Genomic DNA, 17,163 nt, shown 5'->3' with positions numbered 1-17,163 from the left:
ATCAACAAATGGCTCAAGACCAGCGTAGGTGTCTGAGCGAACCCTGGCAGGAGCGGCTGGCGCAAAGTGAGCATCGTCGCGCAACTCGGACGGCGGTGGCGCATTCAGATCAACAAATGGCTCACGCCTGCCCTTAGCATTTGACGCGGGCCTGGATGGTGATCCTGGTTCTTGCCGCTGTTCACTCAACCAAACCCAAGCTCCAGCGCTTCGGCTGGCCGGCGTTGAGGGGAGATCCTGCGAAGAGCCGGAAAACCGATCGCCCTGCGCGGCCGGCGAGCTCGGCTGCTCAGGGCCTCGCAGCCCCAGCTCTCGGTTCGCCTCGATGAGTTTCAAGTAGCTGCGAAGATGCGACAAATCGGGACCGTGTACTCTGCCTCCAGTCCGTTGGAATGCTACCACGTCATCGTCGAGGGATAACTGCTGCCTGCTGGAGCCGTTTAGTCGCCCAATAATGCTCCCTTTGCCATTCCCTCTAAGCCACGCACTCAGCGCACGAAGACGTGTCGCCCGCTGTTGCGCAGACTGCCTCAGCTTCGCAGTCGGAGTTTTAAGATCTTTCAGGGCTTGGCTCAGCGCGCCCTCGATGAGGGGCGCATCTTCTGGATGAGGAACGTGGTGACGGGGGGCACCGAGAACGCGGGGTTCGGGTGCTTCGACTTCTTCCCCCCCACGTAGCAGCCGCCTGAGAACGTCCACAGCCGATCTAATGCGGTTCTGGGGGTCACGGCCCAAGCTCCTGTACTTCGCTATTTCCTCATCGAGCGATGAACCGTCTCGCAGCCGAGAAGCTACAGGGCCCCTATGACTTGCGTTGACCCAGCGGACAAAAGTCCTAAGCCCGGAAACACTGTTGTTGATGGCCCCTGGGGTGAGCTTGCGCAGCTGGGCGTCTACACGAAACCTCGCCAAGAGCTCCGCGTCTTCGGCCGGAAGCTGCTCGCCGATCAGCTCGTCCGGCGACGACACCGGAGCTTGCCTCTGCGATGGTGACGCCGCCAGTTGATGGGATGGGGTCTGCATCAGCTGCCGCTCAACCGCGTCGCCCTGCGGAGGCGGCGAGGAGCTGGGTCCGTCCATCGTCTCCAAAAGCAGATCCTGCTGGTTCGCAGGCAGAGTCTCCGGCCAGCTGACAGCTCCGTTCGACCCGCTGTGCTGCGCAGTCGCGGTGAGGGTCGGCTTCGTCTCGGCGCGAACCGCGTCTTCGAGATCAGGAAGGGGGCGAATATGACGCAGGGGTTCGATCGCTCTAGCACCCGCCGGCGACCTCAGGAGATGAGCCAGTGCGGCTCCGGCTTTTCTGCGGCCATGGGGGTCCGCCTCCTTATACCGACTGACATCTTCATCCAGCGAGTCGTGGCCAAGCCGAGCAGCAATGCCGGGCTTATCGTTTTCACGGAGGTAATCACTGAAATCGATAAGAAGAGTTGCATAGCTCCTGGCGGTGTTGGCGGTGCTTGGGGCTGCTTCTTCCTTGTACCTTTTGATGAGATCCGCATCCTGGGGATAGGGATTCCGCTCAACCCGGCTTGCAAACGGCGTGATGCCGCCCGGCGATTGGGAGGCTCGAAGATGATCCAGTGGGGTAGCGATGGCCTTCTCCTCCTTCTCGGCGAACTCCTGGGCATCCTTGTCCAGCGACTTGTCGTAAAGCCGGGAAGCAATGCCCGGCTTGTCGTTCTTCACGAGCCAATGCCCCAAGCTGAGAAGACCACGTAGATTGCGGCCGACCGTGCTCTCGGAGGCCCCAGCCTTGATGAGCGCCGGCCTCAGCCCCTCAATAAGAGAGGCATCTTCGCAATAAACAGGATCCAGGCTGCTACCTGCGAAAACCAATTTTGCATGGCCGGGCGGTAGCGCCGAGGCATTCAGCATCGTTCCACCGCCTTGACCGTGCGGAGGCGGCGTAGATGGGTGCCCGCTCGCCCGCATGATGGGAATCTGCTCGCCTGGCACGAGGATGTTGCGGTAACGTTCATCCGTCAGCTCGTCGTCCTGGTGGCGCCAGTTCACGGGATTAGGGGACTCTGTAGGATTCAATGCCAGGCCATGCCGCGGTGGCTGAAGACACGACGATGCACCGGCTTCGTCGACCGTCCCAAAGAATAAATCTTGATCATCCCCCTCAGCGAGTGCCGCTGGCCAACTGAAGGCGGGCTGCGAGCCGCCCTGCTTAGCCGCGGCCTCAATGCCCCCTGCCCGGGCAGTGATTGACGCGACTCCGCCCGGCGACTGAGAGGCGCGGAGACGATCTAGTGCGGTAAGAACGAGGTGCCTGCGACTTTGATCGAAGATCGCAGCGTCGCTGCTGAGCGATTCGTCGTTAAGCCGAGCAGCCACTCCCGGCTTGTTTTTTGCAAAGAGCCACCGGCTGAATCTGCGAAGAGGACGAACATAATTCGTCTTAGCGGTGATCTCCTCGTACCCAGCCTTAACGAGTGCTTCTTGAAGTCCGGAAATCAAGGGCGCGTCTTCGGGATGAAAAGGCGGACCGTTGAGTTTTCTCGCTCCATTACGGAGATGATCAAGTGCCGCGCCGATACTTTTGTTACCCCCGGCGTCCTTGTAGCGCTGGATCTCTTCATTGAGCGGTTCGTCCTCGTTCCATGTCTCGTCCTGAAGCCGAGCAGCAATGCCAGGCTTGTTGTTTGCCCGAAGGTAGTGGCTGAAATCCGTGAGAATAGATGCATAGGTTTTGGCGGTACTTGAAGTTCCGGCCGCCACTGCTTGCTTTCTGTATTCTTTGATGAGAGTTCCGTCCTTGGGATAAGGAGTCAGGTCAGGGCGGCCTGCGATCGGTACGACTCCTCCCGTCAATTGAGAGGTCCGCAGATGAGCTAGTGCCCAACGGACGTTCGCCGTCCCACCTTTGGTTATGAACTCCTCGACATCCTTGTCCATCGACTCGTCATGAAGCCGATCAGCAATGCACGGCTTGTAGTTTTCAAAGAGCCAGCGGCTCAAGCTGAGCAGATAACCGACGTTGCTCGTGGCGGTGCTCTCGGCGGCTCCACCCCCGAGGAGCGCCTGCTTAAGGCCGGAAATAAGGCGCGCATCCTTAGCATAAAGCGGGTCCTCGCTGCGACCTACCAAGACCCAATTTGACTGAGCGGTCTGCAGCGCTGCGGCGCCCAGCACCGCCTCATCGTTTCCGGCATGCGCCTCAGATCGCGATGCCTCCGCTTGATGGGCCCGGACCTGCATGAACACGGGAGCAGACGGGACAGCGATCTCGCTCAGCTGCTGCTCAAAGGCCGCCGCATCTGTGGACGGAGCCGGTGAGCTCTCTTGCGGGCCCGCGATGCCCGATTGTTGACGCACCCAGTTGGTGGATTGGAACTTCATTCGTTCTCACTTTCGGAATATAGGCCAATTTGAAGCCTGAGTGATTTGCCACGGACTCGACTCGGCAGCATCGAACCCAGCAGAAAACTACCGTGAACGCCCCAAAATGCCCCGTCCAAGCACCCCCGACCGCGCGCTCCAGTATTCTTGCAGCGATCGCCAGCTATGATCGCCTCTGGAGACCCTACTCTATGTGCGATAGCTGTCGAGAACCTGACGCGGAGCCGCCGACTTGCAGCAGCGGACACGCAGGCTGCCCCCATGGCCGGAAATCGATAAAGAACCTCGCGAAGAACGGTTCTGTGGGCTTTCCTGAGCCTTGTTGTATAATGAAGAACGGCCCCATGGGGCGATCGGCAATCGACCCGATTTTGCTGCAAAACCGCGATGGCGCCACCAGCCCGCCAACGTGTTTAGAGTCGTAAAACTCTAGTTTCGAGTGGTCCAAAGTTCGGTCTCGCTGCAGAACCACCGAGACTCTAACTGCCGCTGGATGAAAGTTTAGTGGCAGGTCAGCGGTCACCAAACATCCTTCGGTGATATCGAAATGGCCCTCTTGCGATCTACTGCCAATTTTAGGCCTTTGCCGGAACTCTCCACCCGAGATCTAGCTACTTGCGCTGTAATCATCCGGCGAGGTCCGGCGAGGGCCGCCTTGCTCAGAGGGTCTGCAGGCTGCAACTCCTATTGCAAGCACGAGGAGTAGTCCTATGACAACGGTAAGTGGCAAAGAGACCCCATCTGGCAGAGTGGATGAGCGATCGGCTATCGGCTGCGGAGTGTGTGAGCCGATGTGAGCTTCTATGTCTGCGCCTAGTTCTGAAACTAGACCTTCCATATGATCGAAGCGGTCGCAGAGCGTCTTGAGGGAGCCCCGCGACAACTTGGCCGACGCTGGTCGGATGAGTTCAAGGCACAAGTCGTGGCAGAGGCGCTGGAGCCCGGCGGGAGTGTATCGGGGAGCATTCACCCGTCGCAGCTCTTCACCTGGCGTCGCGATGCTCGGGCCTCGTCGCGGTTTTCGAGTCGCGAAGCCGCGGTGGGTGCATCAGTTTGTCACCGCCGAGCTCCGAAAACCGAAACGGTCGCGATCAAGACTCGGGCCTCTCAGCAACCCTCGCCCGAGTTGATGGCGAACTCACAAAGGTTTGACACGGCATATCGTAGAAGCCGAGCGACCCAGCTCGATCAGGGCTAAGGAGGATATAAATCGGTTTGTGTTGCAGCGCTGAACTCGGTTGTCTGCACGTGCAAGCGACCGAGATCGCAAAAGCACTGAGGGCTTCAGCGTCAGCATCCGCACAACGCTAGCCTCGTGCACAGCGACCCCGGAGGCTCCATTGTTCGCGTGCGCGATACGCCTTCCCTCGGCCGTCACGCGCGTCGATCTCCTTTCATTTCGCAGAAGCGCGTAACCAAACCGGTGACTATGCTCAACCACCGTTTCTCGGGCAAGCCCTCTATAACTTCCCCGGTCACGTGCGGGTCTCTGCTCCCGTCTAGCCCCCGGCCAGGCCGATCAACAACAAAAGGCTTACGTAACCGAGCATGAAAGCAGAGGGTCTTCTGATGAAGCGGCCTTCAATTTGTTGTTTTGAAGCAGCTCTCTTATGGTCTTGTCCACCGTATGCATTTGGCGAAGGCCGCCGCCAAACGAGACGATCGTGTCATGGCCCCGAAAGCCATCCACACACCTTTTCAAATCCTAAGTAAGGAGACGGGCCAACGATAGACATCTCCCCCAAAGGCTTTCCCTGATTGTTACTCGGTTTATTTTCGGTGGAAGTGCCGGCTCGGCTGCTGCGCTCCACTGGTTCTAAGCGCACGGCCGTGTGGGTTCTAAGGGCCCTCATGGCCGCCTCGATCAGCCAATTTCTTTAAACGAAAGTTTTCTAAGCACGGAACTCGCTCTTCCACTCAAGCCATTGATATCAATGGATTAATTGTACCGAGGCAACCTGATAATGCTAGCGCTAGCTGCTGAATCAGTGCGAGCGCAAGAGAGCCTAAACATTCGTATAATTCTCCAGCTGCTTTCGATAGTTTAGGTTGATGGGTGATCAGCTTACTAGATTCAAGTTCGCAAGCTCACGCAGTTTTTTGCGCGGGCGTTGATGACGCTAACTTCGTTGTACCTTCACTTTCGCCGCGACGGCGTTCGGCTATTTGGAAATGATATTGGTGTTTTCACTGATGGGCAGCCTCATCGCCTCTGCCATGCTTTTCGTCTTCCCCTTCGCTGTTTTGGCCTACTTCTTTGCGCCGCCTCCTTTCAATCTACGGATTGACAATCCGCAGACTCTTCCTGTGATTGTGGCCTTTGTTGTTGTCTCAATTGTTGGAAAGCACCTGATCGAAAAGGTCCGCCGAGAAAGGAACGTTGCGCTTGAGGCCGCAGCGAGGCTCCGGCGCGGCGAGGCTGAGTTGCGCGACCGCGAGAAACAGTGGCGCGAAATTTTCGAGCATAACCCGGTCATGCACTTCATGGTCAATGCCACCGGAATGGTCCTGAACGTCAACACGTTTGGCGCAACACAGCTCGGCTACGCGCCCTCGGAGCTTGTCGGGCATTCCGTTCTGAAGGTATTTCTGGAAGAAGATCGTCCATTTGTTCGCGAGCGCGTCGGGCTGTGCATTGAAACGGTCGGCCAATCGCACACTTGGGAGATCCAGAAGATCAGGAAGGATGGCTCGGTGCTGTGGGTGCGCGAAAACGCCAAAGCCATGCAGTGGGCAGAAGACAAGCTCGTCGTCCTTATCGCCTGCGAAGATATCACCGAGCGAAAGCGGACGGAAACTGCCCTGCGGCGGAGCGAAGCCCATCTAGCCCAGGCACAGGAACTGAGCCGCACCGGCAGCTTCGGCTGGAATGTCGCCACCGGCGAGGTCTACTGGTCAAAGGAGACCTTTCGTATTTTCCAATACGATCCGTCGACGAAACCGACCCCGCAACTCGTCGTTGATCGAACCCATCCAGAGGATCGGGCTGCCGTGCGAGAGACCATCGATCGAGCGTTCCAAAACGAAGAGGATTTCGAGCACGAGTACCGACTGCTGATGCCGGACGGCTCGGTGAAGCACCTCCACGCGCTGGCACGAGCCATTAGAACCGCCTCTGGTGATATCGAGTTTGTCGGCGCAGTGACGGATATTACGGCTGCAAAGCAGGCGGAACAGCAATTGCGTCGTAGCGAGGCCTATCTGGCCGAAGCCCAGCATCTCAGCCACACGGGCAGTTGGTCCTGGGACGTCCACCGTCGCGAATTTGTGTATCGCTCCGCCGAAAACGATCGTCTGTTTGGGTTTGATCCGCAAGAAGCTTTATCGATAGAGACCATCCGCTCGCGTATCCATCCAGACGACTTGCCGCGGCTTCAGGAAGTGCCGCGCCAGGCTATCGAAGACAAGGGAGGGCACTTTGAGTATGATTTCCGAATCCTTCTTCCAGATGGCGCGATAAGGCGCATACATTCCGTTGCGCACGCCGTGGTCGGCAGCGATGGCAAAGTCAGCGAGCTCATCGGAACGCATATGGATGTCACCGAGCAACATGCGGCCAGGGAACGACTGGAAAGGGCTCTTGCTGCGTTGCGCGAAAGCGAGCAGCGGTTTCGCGACTACGCCGAAACAGCCTCCGACTGGCTCTGGGAGACCGGACCGGACCATCGGATCACCCGGATCTCGGAGCACACCAGCGCAGCAATTCTGACCACAAAGGTCGTCGGCCTGCTTCGCTGGGAAATTGCGCACGATGTCGAGACAGAACCCGAGAAGTGGCGACAGCATCGGGCGACGATCGATGCACGTCTTCCATTTCGCGATTTCATCTATCGCACCGTCACCCAGATGGGATCTACAATTTACGTCCGGACCAGCGGCAAGCCATTCTTTGACGCTGACGGCAATTTCCTCGGCTACCGCGGCGTCAGCACCGACATCACCGCAACCATCCGCGCAGATCAGGCCGAACGAGAACTGCGGAAGGCACAGGCAGAGCTCGCGCACGTGACGCGCGTGACGACGCTGGGCGAGCTGACAACCTCCATCGCCCACGAGATAAACCAGCCGCTCGCCGCCATTGTCACCAATGGCGAGGCTTGTCTGGGTTGGCTTGGTCGCGAAACTCCTGATCTTTCCGCGGCGCGCCGCTCAGTGGAGTGGATCATCGAGGACGGAATCCGGGCGAGCGAGGTGATCCGCCGCATCCGCGCGCTTGCGAAGAAAGGCGAGATCGAGATGGTTCCGCTCGATGTCAACGACATCGTCAAGGAGGTAATCGCGCTGGTAACACGCGAGCTGGTCAGCCATCAGGTGTCCTTGCGAACCGAGTTGACGCCGGCCCTCCCCCTGATCTTAGGTGACCGGGTTCAACTGCAACAGGTGATTACAAATCTGGTGATGAACGGGATTGAGGCCATGCAAACGGTCAGCGACCGACCGCGTGAACTGGTTATTCGGTCATCCCATGACGATATGGGACGCGTGCACCTCGCCGTGGCTGATTGCGGTGTCGGGATCACCGAGGACGACGCGGATCGCGTGTTCAATCCCTTTTTTACCACTAAGTCAAGCGGCCTTGGAATGGGGCTTTCGATCTGCCGTTCGATCGTGGAGGCTCACGGAGGAAGCCTGTCGATCGCCCGCAAGCAAGAGCCGGGCGCGACTTTTCAATTCGTCCTGCCGTTGCATAAGGAGGTCGTGTCGTGACCGGGCGCTCCGACTTGCCGCACCAAGACGTAAAGGCCGAGAAACCCAGCGGAAGGGCGATCGTGTTCGTGATCGACGACGACGTCTCAATCCGTCGTTCGCTTTCGAATCTTTTTCAATCGGTGAACTTGGACGTTGCTGCGTTCGGATCGGCTCAGGAAATGCTGCAAGGCGACCTTCCGGAGGTTGCCAGCTGCCTCGTCCTTGACGTCAGGCTGCCGGGATTGAGCGGCCTCGAGCTGCAGACTGAGCTAGCCAAGTTGAACCTTCACATTCCGATTATTTTCATCACTGGCCATGGCGACATTCCAATGAGCGTCAAGGCCATGAAGGGTGGAGCGGTTGATTTTCTTACCAAGCCGTACCGCGATCAGGAGTTGCTTGACGCCGTCGTCGCCGCGACCGAACGGGATCGCAAGAGGCGGGAGGTTGAGAAGACAGTTGCGAACCTGCAGTCCTTGTATGACACCCTAAGCTCACGCGAACAGGCAGTTATGAAACTGGTCGCTGCTGGCCTGATGAACAAACAAGTAGCCGCAGAGCTCGAGCTTGCCGAAATTACCGTCAAGATCTATCGCGGGCGGGTGATGAAGAAAATGGGCGCGCGGACGCTGGCCGATTTAATCAGAATGGCTGAGACCCTCGGAATTTGTGCCAACCACCCCGAATAAGCCTAAGTATGAGTTTACAATCTCATCCTGCAAGCTCACCCTTTGTCCAGGCGGCTGTGCTTCGGCAAGCGCCTTTCCCGCGATAAAGGGGATCCTCTTGTCCACGCCTCCGCTCATTGCCATCGTCGACGACGACGGGTCGGTTCGTGCTGCGATAAATAATCTTTTGAAGTCCCGCGGCTATATCGTTCATACATTTGTGTCAGCCGAGGAGTTCTTGCGCTCGCCCCACCTGAACGGAACATCGTGTGTGATTGCGGATGTGCAGATGTCGATTATGAGCGGCTTGGACCTGCTGACACATATGCGGGACCAGGGCTACGGTGCACCGTTCATTTTCATCACTGCCTTTCCCGATGATCGCGTTCGCGATCGTGCGCTGAGCGCCGGAGCGATTTGCTTCCTGGCCAAGCCCTTCTCCGGACAGCACTTGATAAGGTGCCTCGATACTGCACTGGATAAGCATCGCGGCGGAGCCAGCGCATGAGACGATGAGCACGCAGTCTGCTCAAACTTCGGGTCTGATTTGTGAGCGCGGCCCGCGGAACCGCGCGCTTCGCCATACCACAAAATCGATGAGGACCTCGGCCTCACGCGCAACTCGTCAGCAATCCTTGGCGATCGGGTTCTTTTATTGACATTCTTCGTTCGCTATTCGTCACCTTGCTTGCGTCGGGCCTGCATCCCCTACGGTCGTGAGTGCTTTGAGGTCTCCGATGAAGCCATCCGGCCAGTCCTCCGTTGCACTAGCTAACCGAACTTGCTCGCCTCGCTTCAGCTTTATGAATTTGGCCAAAAACCCGCACGTTGAAGAAAGAAATTGATGTTTGGCTTGCCGAAAAGCACAGCCGGCTCGATTAAGCTGCCCGCCTCCTCAACTTTCTTGGTCAGGGCTGCTGGAGACTGCCGCTGCGAGCGCTGTTCGGGCCTCTGCAAGAGCTCCTTCAAGGGCCGACTCCATCGTCATGGTAGGACCCGTAAAGCACGACAGTGCGCACGTTCGGATTTTGCAATATATGCTGCAAGAAATCGAAGAGTTCTTTGCAATTGGACTGCCAGCCATCGGTTATGACCCGCAATCTTTCGGTCATCACCCCGCGGTCGTTCGTGCGAAGTTCCTCACGGTGATAAATGCCGGCGTCGGCCGTGCTGCAGCCGTGATAGCCCCGTAAGATCACGGGTTCGACAGCCTCAGCAAGCTTCTCGATGCACTACTCGATCCGAGCGGTGGGGCCCTTTATGAGCGCGTAATCGATCGGCATCATCACAGCACACATGGTGGAAAGTGCCGGGCTTTTTCGCGTACCGGGCTTGAGGCGTTTGAGCGTCGGGACAGTTACGATGCAGCTATCGAGTTCAATGCGGCCGGTACCGATAGGTGAATTTCGGAGGTCCTGTTGCCGCTGAGTGAAAGGGGCGGCACAACCGACCGATTTCGGAAGCGACCCGAGTGGCCGGCTCTAGAAAACGGCCGCCTCTCGGCGGCGTTCAGAGACTTTACGGCCGCGCCGGTAGTCGTCCTATCTCTCACCCTCCCCTGAAACAAAATAGCCGATGGTGCTTCAGCACGAGTGTCTAGAAGCTAAAATCCGAACAGAACGTTGTGCGCAATATGCAATGTGCTCCCTTCAAGGTCTGCCTGGTTATGGGCCCCATTCATCAAGCCGCTCGCAACCAGCGAACTTTCTGCCGCATATCGCGGCCCCTTCTCGGACCGCGGAGGAAGTATGGGAGCTGTTGCGCATTCTCGCCTTTCGGCGGATAGCCCCTTGCATTTTCTTCACGTCTTCACCACGCTGGCACGTGAAGTGCAGCGATGCCAAGTCTCGCGGCAGCCCAAGAGCTCGACTCTGATGTGCGCCTCCGTGCCGAAGCTGCGCGCTCCATCACTGTGCTTCGCCGAGATTGCTGACTGTAACGATTTGGCGGCCGATGGGCGGGTATAGATTCGCCTGGAGTCATCAGCGCCAAGCGAGATCCGACATCTCGTTGCGGGCCTTAGGCGGCTCCGTCGTAAGTTGAAGCAGATTGTCTGCAGGCAGCCCCTGCCCCACGGCAATGAGAGCTCGCTATGCTTTATCGTAAAACCGCTTCAGCAGGACCACGCCTACACTTTTTTGAAGTTCCCCTATCTGCAGTAACGCTGCATCGCTTTCTGGGCCGCGCGGAAGCCGAGTTGCTGACGATAGGATGTCGATCAGCAGTTGGAGCAGCTCCTCGATGGCGGCCGCGTCATCGCCCTTCTCACTCATGCGAGCAATCTCCTCCATCGCCTTCCAATCTTCCGGAAGCGGGACTTCTCGACAAAAAAGCATCGGTCGAGGGTCTAAAGCTGCGGGTACAGTGACGCCGCAAACCGGAGAGTTGGAATAGGCGATGAACGGTGCTTTTGGCAATGTCCGTCCCTTTAGATCGGCGCACGGTCCAATGGATTGCGGCTTTGGGCCTGCGAGCAGTGTCTTGCTGATCAGCTCGGCCACAGCCTCACTCTCAACCGCGCGGGGTCCGCTGGTACGCGTCTCATCGTAGATGATCGGCGATTCGATTGGCGATAAAGCGATTGGGTCGTTTGCCGATCCTATGGGGCCGACCACCAAGCCGCGTCGCCAAGACGATGTTGCTCGGCTCACGTTGGCAGGCCAGCACGATCTCTGTTCGCTGCGTCAGCGCCGCGACAGCGAGCGCGACCGTGTTATGGCCGTGAGCTGCGTGTCTTCGTCGCTGGAAATCGTCAGCATCGCCTTCCCGTCCGGTGCGCATCGGTATCTCCTTCATCGGGATACCCGGAACTCATGCAATAACCATGCTACGAAGTTGCGGGACAGAACACTAGCAGCGAGGCGGGGTCACGGTCCTCTTCTCTTGGGAACAACCTCGGCAAACGTGAACCGCGATGTTCTCGTGACGGGATCTTCGATCACTCGCGGAGAGCTGCAAACGATGTGCCGGCGGTATTGTCGACCAGCACCCGTAACTTGATCTGGGTCTACGCGCATCGGGCGGTCGGCTATCGCCGGAGCAGCTCAGGAATGACAGGTGCCACCACATGGAGATCAGGGGTGCCGCGATGGTGCCGGAATTTGGTGTGTGCCTTGCTTCACGAGAAACAACACGCGCAGCCGCCAGCATGCCTTTGGATCGACGCTGCAGGTTGTCAGATCTCCGACACCTCCGTCTTGAACCCGACGTGTCTGATGTTGAAACATGGAAGCTCATCTGATGACTATCGCCTCTCGTGCAGCTGAGCCGGACGGATGCCTGACGATCAGCGTTCCCTGTGCGTTGGCGCCGACCTAGGCGCTCGACCTCACGTATCGTTAGGCTCTGCTTCTTCGCGCGCGCTGGCCATCGGGCTAGCCGGCTATCTGGTCGAATTATCGGCCTAATCCGTGACGTCGTGGCGGTTTTCCCGATTCCTTGCGCTCTTGCCGGCAGGTAATCGTTCGCGGCTCGTTTTCGCGGCTGGCACGGTGCTTGCTGGAGATCACTCGCTAAATGCGAGGTCTGCCTTGAAAGCCGGTAACGTCACCTGCCGTCCGCCCGCAACCAGGCGCTTCGTATCTTCTTAAAAGGACGAGATCGTATCCGCGATCCTAGAGACGTTTCACCAAACCAATGATCGAAGGCATCTCGATGAGACTTTTCGAAGTTGAATCTGCGGATCGTCGATCCTCAACCAAGCTAATGCTGCACAGAGGCAAGGGGCACCGGCGAGTTTCAGGCGCATCCCATCGAAAATGGTACGGATCCGCTGCGATACGCGCTTGGGCATCGCACGAACAGCGCTCCGACTGCCCGATTGCCGCGGATTGTGATGATTAGCAACGTAGTGTTCACCGATTCCGGGTCGCAGCTGAATACGTTCGTTTGGTGAAGAAACCGCAAAGGCTGGAACATCCATGAGCGAAACGACCTTGATCGAGGATGTCATTCCGCGTACCGATATCGTCAAACGCGCAGCGCGCATCGGCGCCGAAATCAGAAATATCAAGCTCTCGAGCGATTTGCCGGACGAGACGATCGCGGCAATCAACCGCTTGCTGCTCGACCACAAGGTGATCTTCTTCCGCGACCAAAGTCATCTCGGCGATGCCGAGCAGGAGCGATTTGCTGCCCGTTTCGGGAAGCTGGTGCCGCATCCGATGCTCGGCGTTGCCAAGGGAACGGCATCGCTCCTCGAGCTTGACTCCGCTCGCGGTGGTGGCCGGGCCGATGTGTGGCACGCCGATGGGACCTTCGCCGAAGCCTATCCCAAGATTTTGGTGCTGCGGGCCGTTGTGATCCCACTATTCGGCGGTGATACGGTCTGGTCGAACACCGCGGCCGCTTATCTCGATCTGCCGCCACCGCTGCAACGGCTTGCAGACGAGCTCTGGGCCGTTCACAGCAACGTCTTCGACTATGCCGGAATGGCCCGAGTCCGCGAGGTCGATAAGAAGCATTTTGACGAGGTCTTCACCAGAACCATCTTCGAGACCGAGCATCCCGTCGTGCGTGTCCACCCCGAGACCGGAGAGCGGACGCTAGTGCTCGGCGCTTTAGTACAGCGTTTTCTTGGCATCCCAAAATATGACGGCCAAAAGCTGCTTGATATATTCCAGGCTCACATCACCGCGCCCGAAAACACCGTGCGCTGGAACTGGAGGGAGGGCGATGTCGCGATCTGGGATAACCGCGCCACGCACCATTATGCTGTCAATGATTACGGCGACCAGCATCGCGTCGTTCGTCGCGCCACCATCGAGGGTGACGTGCCTGTCAGCATTGATGGCCGGTGTAGTGTAACGCGCGTAAAGGTCACCAAGCAGCCGCCCCCATGACGCGCTCGCACATTCACGGAGATCCGGCCGTTACGGACTATGCTGCCGCGTTCGCTGCTTGTACTAGTTGAGGTCAAACGGCCAGCGCGGGTCTGACGAAGATCTGATTTTTCGCGAGCCTCATCAAGAGCGCGGTCGGCGCTGCAGTAGACGTACAGCACTGCGCCGCCACGCCTTAGGCTACCACGTGTGCGCGACGGCCGAGGTAATCAACTCGAGGGAAAACGAGTTGAGTTCAAGGTTCCGGCAAGCGATGGCATAGAGGAGATCGGCAGCGGCATTTAACGGGTGGTGATCGACTTTCGTTCGTCTAACGAGAGCCTTGAAAACGAGGAGCTACTAACCCAACGGTCGGCCTGACATTGCGGCCAGCTTGTGATACAATGCATGTCGGACCTTCTCGTGAGGAAGCGCTAGCGCCTTGCGATGGCAACAGGAGAAAATTGGGTGCGAAGGCGAGCGTAGCGTGGCTTCTCACTGGCAGTATCAGGTTAGGTTCGATGTGAATGATTCCGCTACGGCGGAAGCGGTAGGCCGAAAGCTTCGTGTTCCGGCACTGGCACCGCTGTTCGATATTCTTGCCAAGCATCGCGCTGCACCGAAATGCCAGTTCGATGCCTTTGCGGAGTATGTCGCCGCGGCAGAAGAGCACGGAGTCGAAACTTATCCGCTCTACCAGTGGACAAAGGCGACGATCGAGAATCCAGTGAAGAAGGAAAAGTATTTGAAATCCTTTGCACTCTACGTAGACGACCGGGAAATCTATGCCAAGGAGATTGCCGACGCGCTGGAGGCGGACTTGCAACCGCTCACCACTAGCGGGCTCATCACGCGAATATCGAAGTACGATACCAACCCTGCCAACAATCCGCAGCCGCGGCAGGGCCCCCGCGATTAGGGCTAGGAGCGAACTGAACGCCGGCTATTGGCCTCAAGCCGAAGACCATCACTAAGGACGCGCGGTCCGCTTTCTGGGGGATTGTGTTGCAAAAGTCGATTTTCGCCGATCACCAAAATTCTGCGAGCAGTGGGCGCGACCTTCGTATACGAAATGTGAGGGACCTCACGGCCTCACCCAAAATTCACATGCCACTCGATAACGCGATTGAGGTCATACGAATCAGCGATCGCTTGCTGCTTAGTGCTTTCGCAAAAAATCTTGAGCCCTGCAACTTTCGACTTTTGCAACACTATCTCAGGTGAATCGGACAGGGTTGGCGATGGCCTTCGATGCTCATGGGCTCGTGTCAGCCTCGCGGGGCGCGATCCGACGATTGTGATCAGAAGAGCGCTCCTGCAATTTCGGCGATTTCGCCAGGCCCGATCGGATGGACCACAGTAATCTTGTCCACCAAGGTTCCGCCGCGTCGTGCTAGCGTTTGGCAGCTTGCGATGAAGTGTTCGGCGTCATGCAGCGTTTGGGACTGCTCCTTAGCTGGAGCCACTTCATGTGGCGAACTTTAGAGTCATACTAGCCTTGAGGACTTAGAAGAATATCGAGGTAGACACCAACAAATTCAGAGCATGTCCCGTTTGGCGCGTGTGTGTAATGCTCGTCGGGTTGTTGATGTATGCCAGTCCTACACTTGCATATATCCCGGGTGCCAGATGCGCGGTATAGGTACCCAAGATGGCTGTGCTGTCGCGATGCACGAGATTCCCTTTAGCCAAGGCAGCGTCCACTGCAAAGTTGCTCCAGACGGTGTTAGTGGCAACAATAGCAATCTGATCACTGGGCCGGCTGTCAAACAGTCCCTTCGCATAGAGACGAAGCTCGTAAAATTGACTTACTTTGTTTAGGTCAGGTGGAGCGTACATTACGGAGAACCCACCATAGATACCACGATATGGCGAGCCCTGTACATCAGACTGCCAGAATTGCCTGTCCGCTGCGACGTAGTAGACGCTGTTCGCGTCGGCTATCGATTGCTGCGGATACTGCAAGTTCTTGTAGCTGCTGTTATTGAAACCGGCGCCCGCCCGCAACCAGGTCTCGGGTGAGCCCGGAGCAGCTTTGTTCTTGTAGCCAATTTCATCAAGCAAAAGAATGCCCGCGTTGGCCGTGCTCCAGCTTAAGCCGGCGGGATTTTCGCTGATCTGCGCATACTGACCGTCTGGACTGATTGAGCGCTGGATTGAGACCTTGTCATATAGGTGATCATCAAAATTGTACTTCACGTTGAGAGCTGGCGTAGGCGCGGCATTGTTGCTCATGCCAGCTTGATACAGGATATTCGACGAGGGGGCCAAAACGCTTGCTCCTGCGTTCCCTCCGACCAATGTGCCTGCGAACTCATTTACATTTCTGAGGTAGCCCATTTTGAGTTCGAGTTTCCTGTCGAAGAACGTCTGGTAGTAGGCCAACGTATTGAGACCTGCTCTATCTGGCCCACCGGGTTTCCATGTCCAGTATTGCTGCTCGGCTCCCACGATGATCTGACCATCGGGAATTCCAAAGCGGCTGAGATCGTAGGTCACTATCATGAAATTTACGGTACTAAATGTCGGATTATGGCCCATGTATAGCTGATTGGCGGTGGTGGCTCTGGCTGCATTTGGCAGTTGATTGTCTATGACGCTGACTACTGTCCCGCCAACGTAGCCGATCCCGACGTCTGCCAGCGCGGATCTAACGCCGCCTTTATCCTGATCTATCGTATCGGCAGGACCAGGGATATTGAGCCACATGCCTTTTTCGCGGAGGTTCTCGAACTTTGCGAATGGGTCGATCTCCTTTTGAGTTCTATTCTTAGCAATTTCATCCGCACTGTCCCGCTTTGCGGAAGACAAACTGGCAGTTTGTGCTAGCGCCGAGTTACCGACGAGAAGCGTTGCTCGTTTGAGCTGGCGGCTTCGGAATTTTGCGACCGAATCGGACTCCCGCTCAATTCTTCTTTTAGCAACCTCATCTGCAATGTCGCGTTTTGGCTTAGGCCCATTGGCAGTCTGTGCCAGCGCCGAACTGCCGACGAGACTCGCTGCTACGGAGAGTGCGATAGCAAACCCTCTTTGCTTCGTAGTTGATCGAAAGCTGAAAACGTGTGCCGCAGCCGTCGCCACGACAAAGTAACCATGCATAGTGAACTCCGCGTCCGTATTGCTAGTCTTGAATGAATTGCGCTCCGGCCTGATTGGCCCGGAGCTGCCCCCAACCTTCTAATGTCCGTAGGCTCCGAGGCTGATGCTTGGCAGCAATCGGCCTGTCTATCTCAGCGATACCCGCTGAGCCTTCCCGACCTCGCCTGCACGCTATTGGCTTGATCGGCGACGCACGTGTCGAGCACGCCATACCGCGGCCAAGCTAATCGACTGTTCCAACGCAGTTCTGTTGCGCTGCCTCGGTGTCGAGAGCGGCCGGCTTTATTCGGTGCCTTCGCTCGGCGAGATAGTGGCGAGGCGCGGACGACGCCTTGCGGTCCTCGCCACCAATACACTGCGAACGGCCCGCCTCTTCCACCACAAGCATAAGGATTTCGGCCGTGCCGCATTCTGATCGAAGAAGACCTCTTCTTCGAGAAGATAGCAGTCATCAGAAAGCCGGGCTCGCACGCCAGCGACGACGCGTTGGCTCCATGATGCTTCACTGGCATCGCGGCAGCGGAGAGACGAGGCAACTGAGA

Annotated in this window: 9 protein-coding genes and 1 pseudogene; 6 read left to right on the top strand and 4 right to left on the bottom strand. The window is 57.5% G+C overall.

The window, feature by feature from the left end:
- Positions 1-3,345 (bottom strand): annotated as a pseudogene (locus YUO_RS47800) (hypothetical protein); the annotation flags it as partial.
- A gap of 838 nt (positions 3,346-4,183) precedes the next feature.
- Between YUO_RS47800 and YUO_RS47795 the strand changes: the two are divergent.
- The 4 genes from YUO_RS47795 to YUO_RS0119410 all read left to right on the top strand — a co-directional run bounded on the left by YUO_RS47795 (position 4,184) and on the right by YUO_RS0119410 (position 9,210).
- Positions 4,184-4,543: a transposase gene (locus YUO_RS47795; protein ID WP_235782756.1), complete on the top strand. Its 360-nt coding sequence runs from the start codon at positions 4,184-4,186 to the stop codon at positions 4,541-4,543.
- A 974-nt stretch (positions 4,544-5,517) separates the two neighbouring features.
- Positions 5,518-8,052, top strand: coding sequence for a PAS domain S-box protein (locus tag YUO_RS41110; protein ID WP_083754632.1), 2,535 nt, complete (start codon positions 5,518-5,520; stop codon positions 8,050-8,052).
- Positions 8,049-8,723 carry a response regulator transcription factor gene (locus tag YUO_RS0119415; protein ID WP_028348785.1) on the top strand — a complete coding sequence of 225 codons (675 nt, stop codon included), beginning with the start codon at positions 8,049-8,051 and terminating at the stop codon, positions 8,721-8,723. The genes YUO_RS41110 and YUO_RS0119415 overlap by 4 nt, the downstream gene beginning before the upstream one ends.
- Positions 8,724-8,820: 97 nt before the next feature.
- Positions 8,821-9,210: a response regulator transcription factor gene (locus tag YUO_RS0119410; protein WP_028348784.1), complete on the top strand. Its 390-nt coding sequence runs from the start codon at positions 8,821-8,823 to the stop codon at positions 9,208-9,210.
- 293 nt (positions 9,211-9,503) lie between these two features.
- Here YUO_RS0119410 and YUO_RS46330 read toward each other — a convergent pair whose 3' ends face one another.
- On the bottom strand, positions 9,504-9,671 hold the full coding sequence (locus YUO_RS46330) for a hypothetical protein (RefSeq protein ID WP_156908684.1): 168 nt from the start codon (positions 9,669-9,671) through the stop codon (positions 9,504-9,506).
- Between the two features lie 1,121 nt (positions 9,672-10,792).
- Positions 10,793-11,203 (bottom strand): hypothetical protein, encoded by a 411-nt coding sequence (locus YUO_RS46320; RefSeq protein WP_156908682.1) that lies wholly within the window; start codon positions 11,201-11,203, stop codon positions 10,793-10,795.
- Between the two features lie 1,419 nt (positions 11,204-12,622).
- Between YUO_RS46320 and YUO_RS0119390 the strand changes: the two genes are divergently transcribed.
- Positions 12,623-13,543: a TauD/TfdA dioxygenase family protein gene (locus YUO_RS0119390; protein ID WP_028348781.1), complete on the top strand. Its 921-nt coding sequence runs from the start codon at positions 12,623-12,625 to the stop codon at positions 13,541-13,543.
- 466 nt (positions 13,544-14,009) lie between these two features.
- Positions 14,010-14,441, top strand: coding sequence for a hypothetical protein (locus YUO_RS0119385; RefSeq protein ID WP_028348780.1), 432 nt, complete (start codon positions 14,010-14,012; stop codon positions 14,439-14,441).
- Positions 14,442-15,028: 587 nt separating this feature from the next.
- Here the strand turns inward: YUO_RS0119385 and YUO_RS44825 are convergent.
- Positions 15,029-16,621 (bottom strand): carbohydrate porin, encoded by a 1,593-nt coding sequence (locus YUO_RS44825; RefSeq protein ID WP_083754631.1) that lies wholly within the window; start codon positions 16,619-16,621, stop codon positions 15,029-15,031.
- Between the last annotated feature and the right edge of the window lie 542 nt (positions 16,622-17,163).

Source organism: Bradyrhizobium murdochi (genome assembly GCF_000472965.1).
Classification (GTDB): domain Bacteria; phylum Pseudomonadota; class Alphaproteobacteria; order Rhizobiales; family Xanthobacteraceae; genus Bradyrhizobium; species Bradyrhizobium murdochi.
The sequence above is the reverse complement of the archived record's forward strand: the minus strand, read 5'-3'. Positions and strand labels throughout refer to the sequence as shown.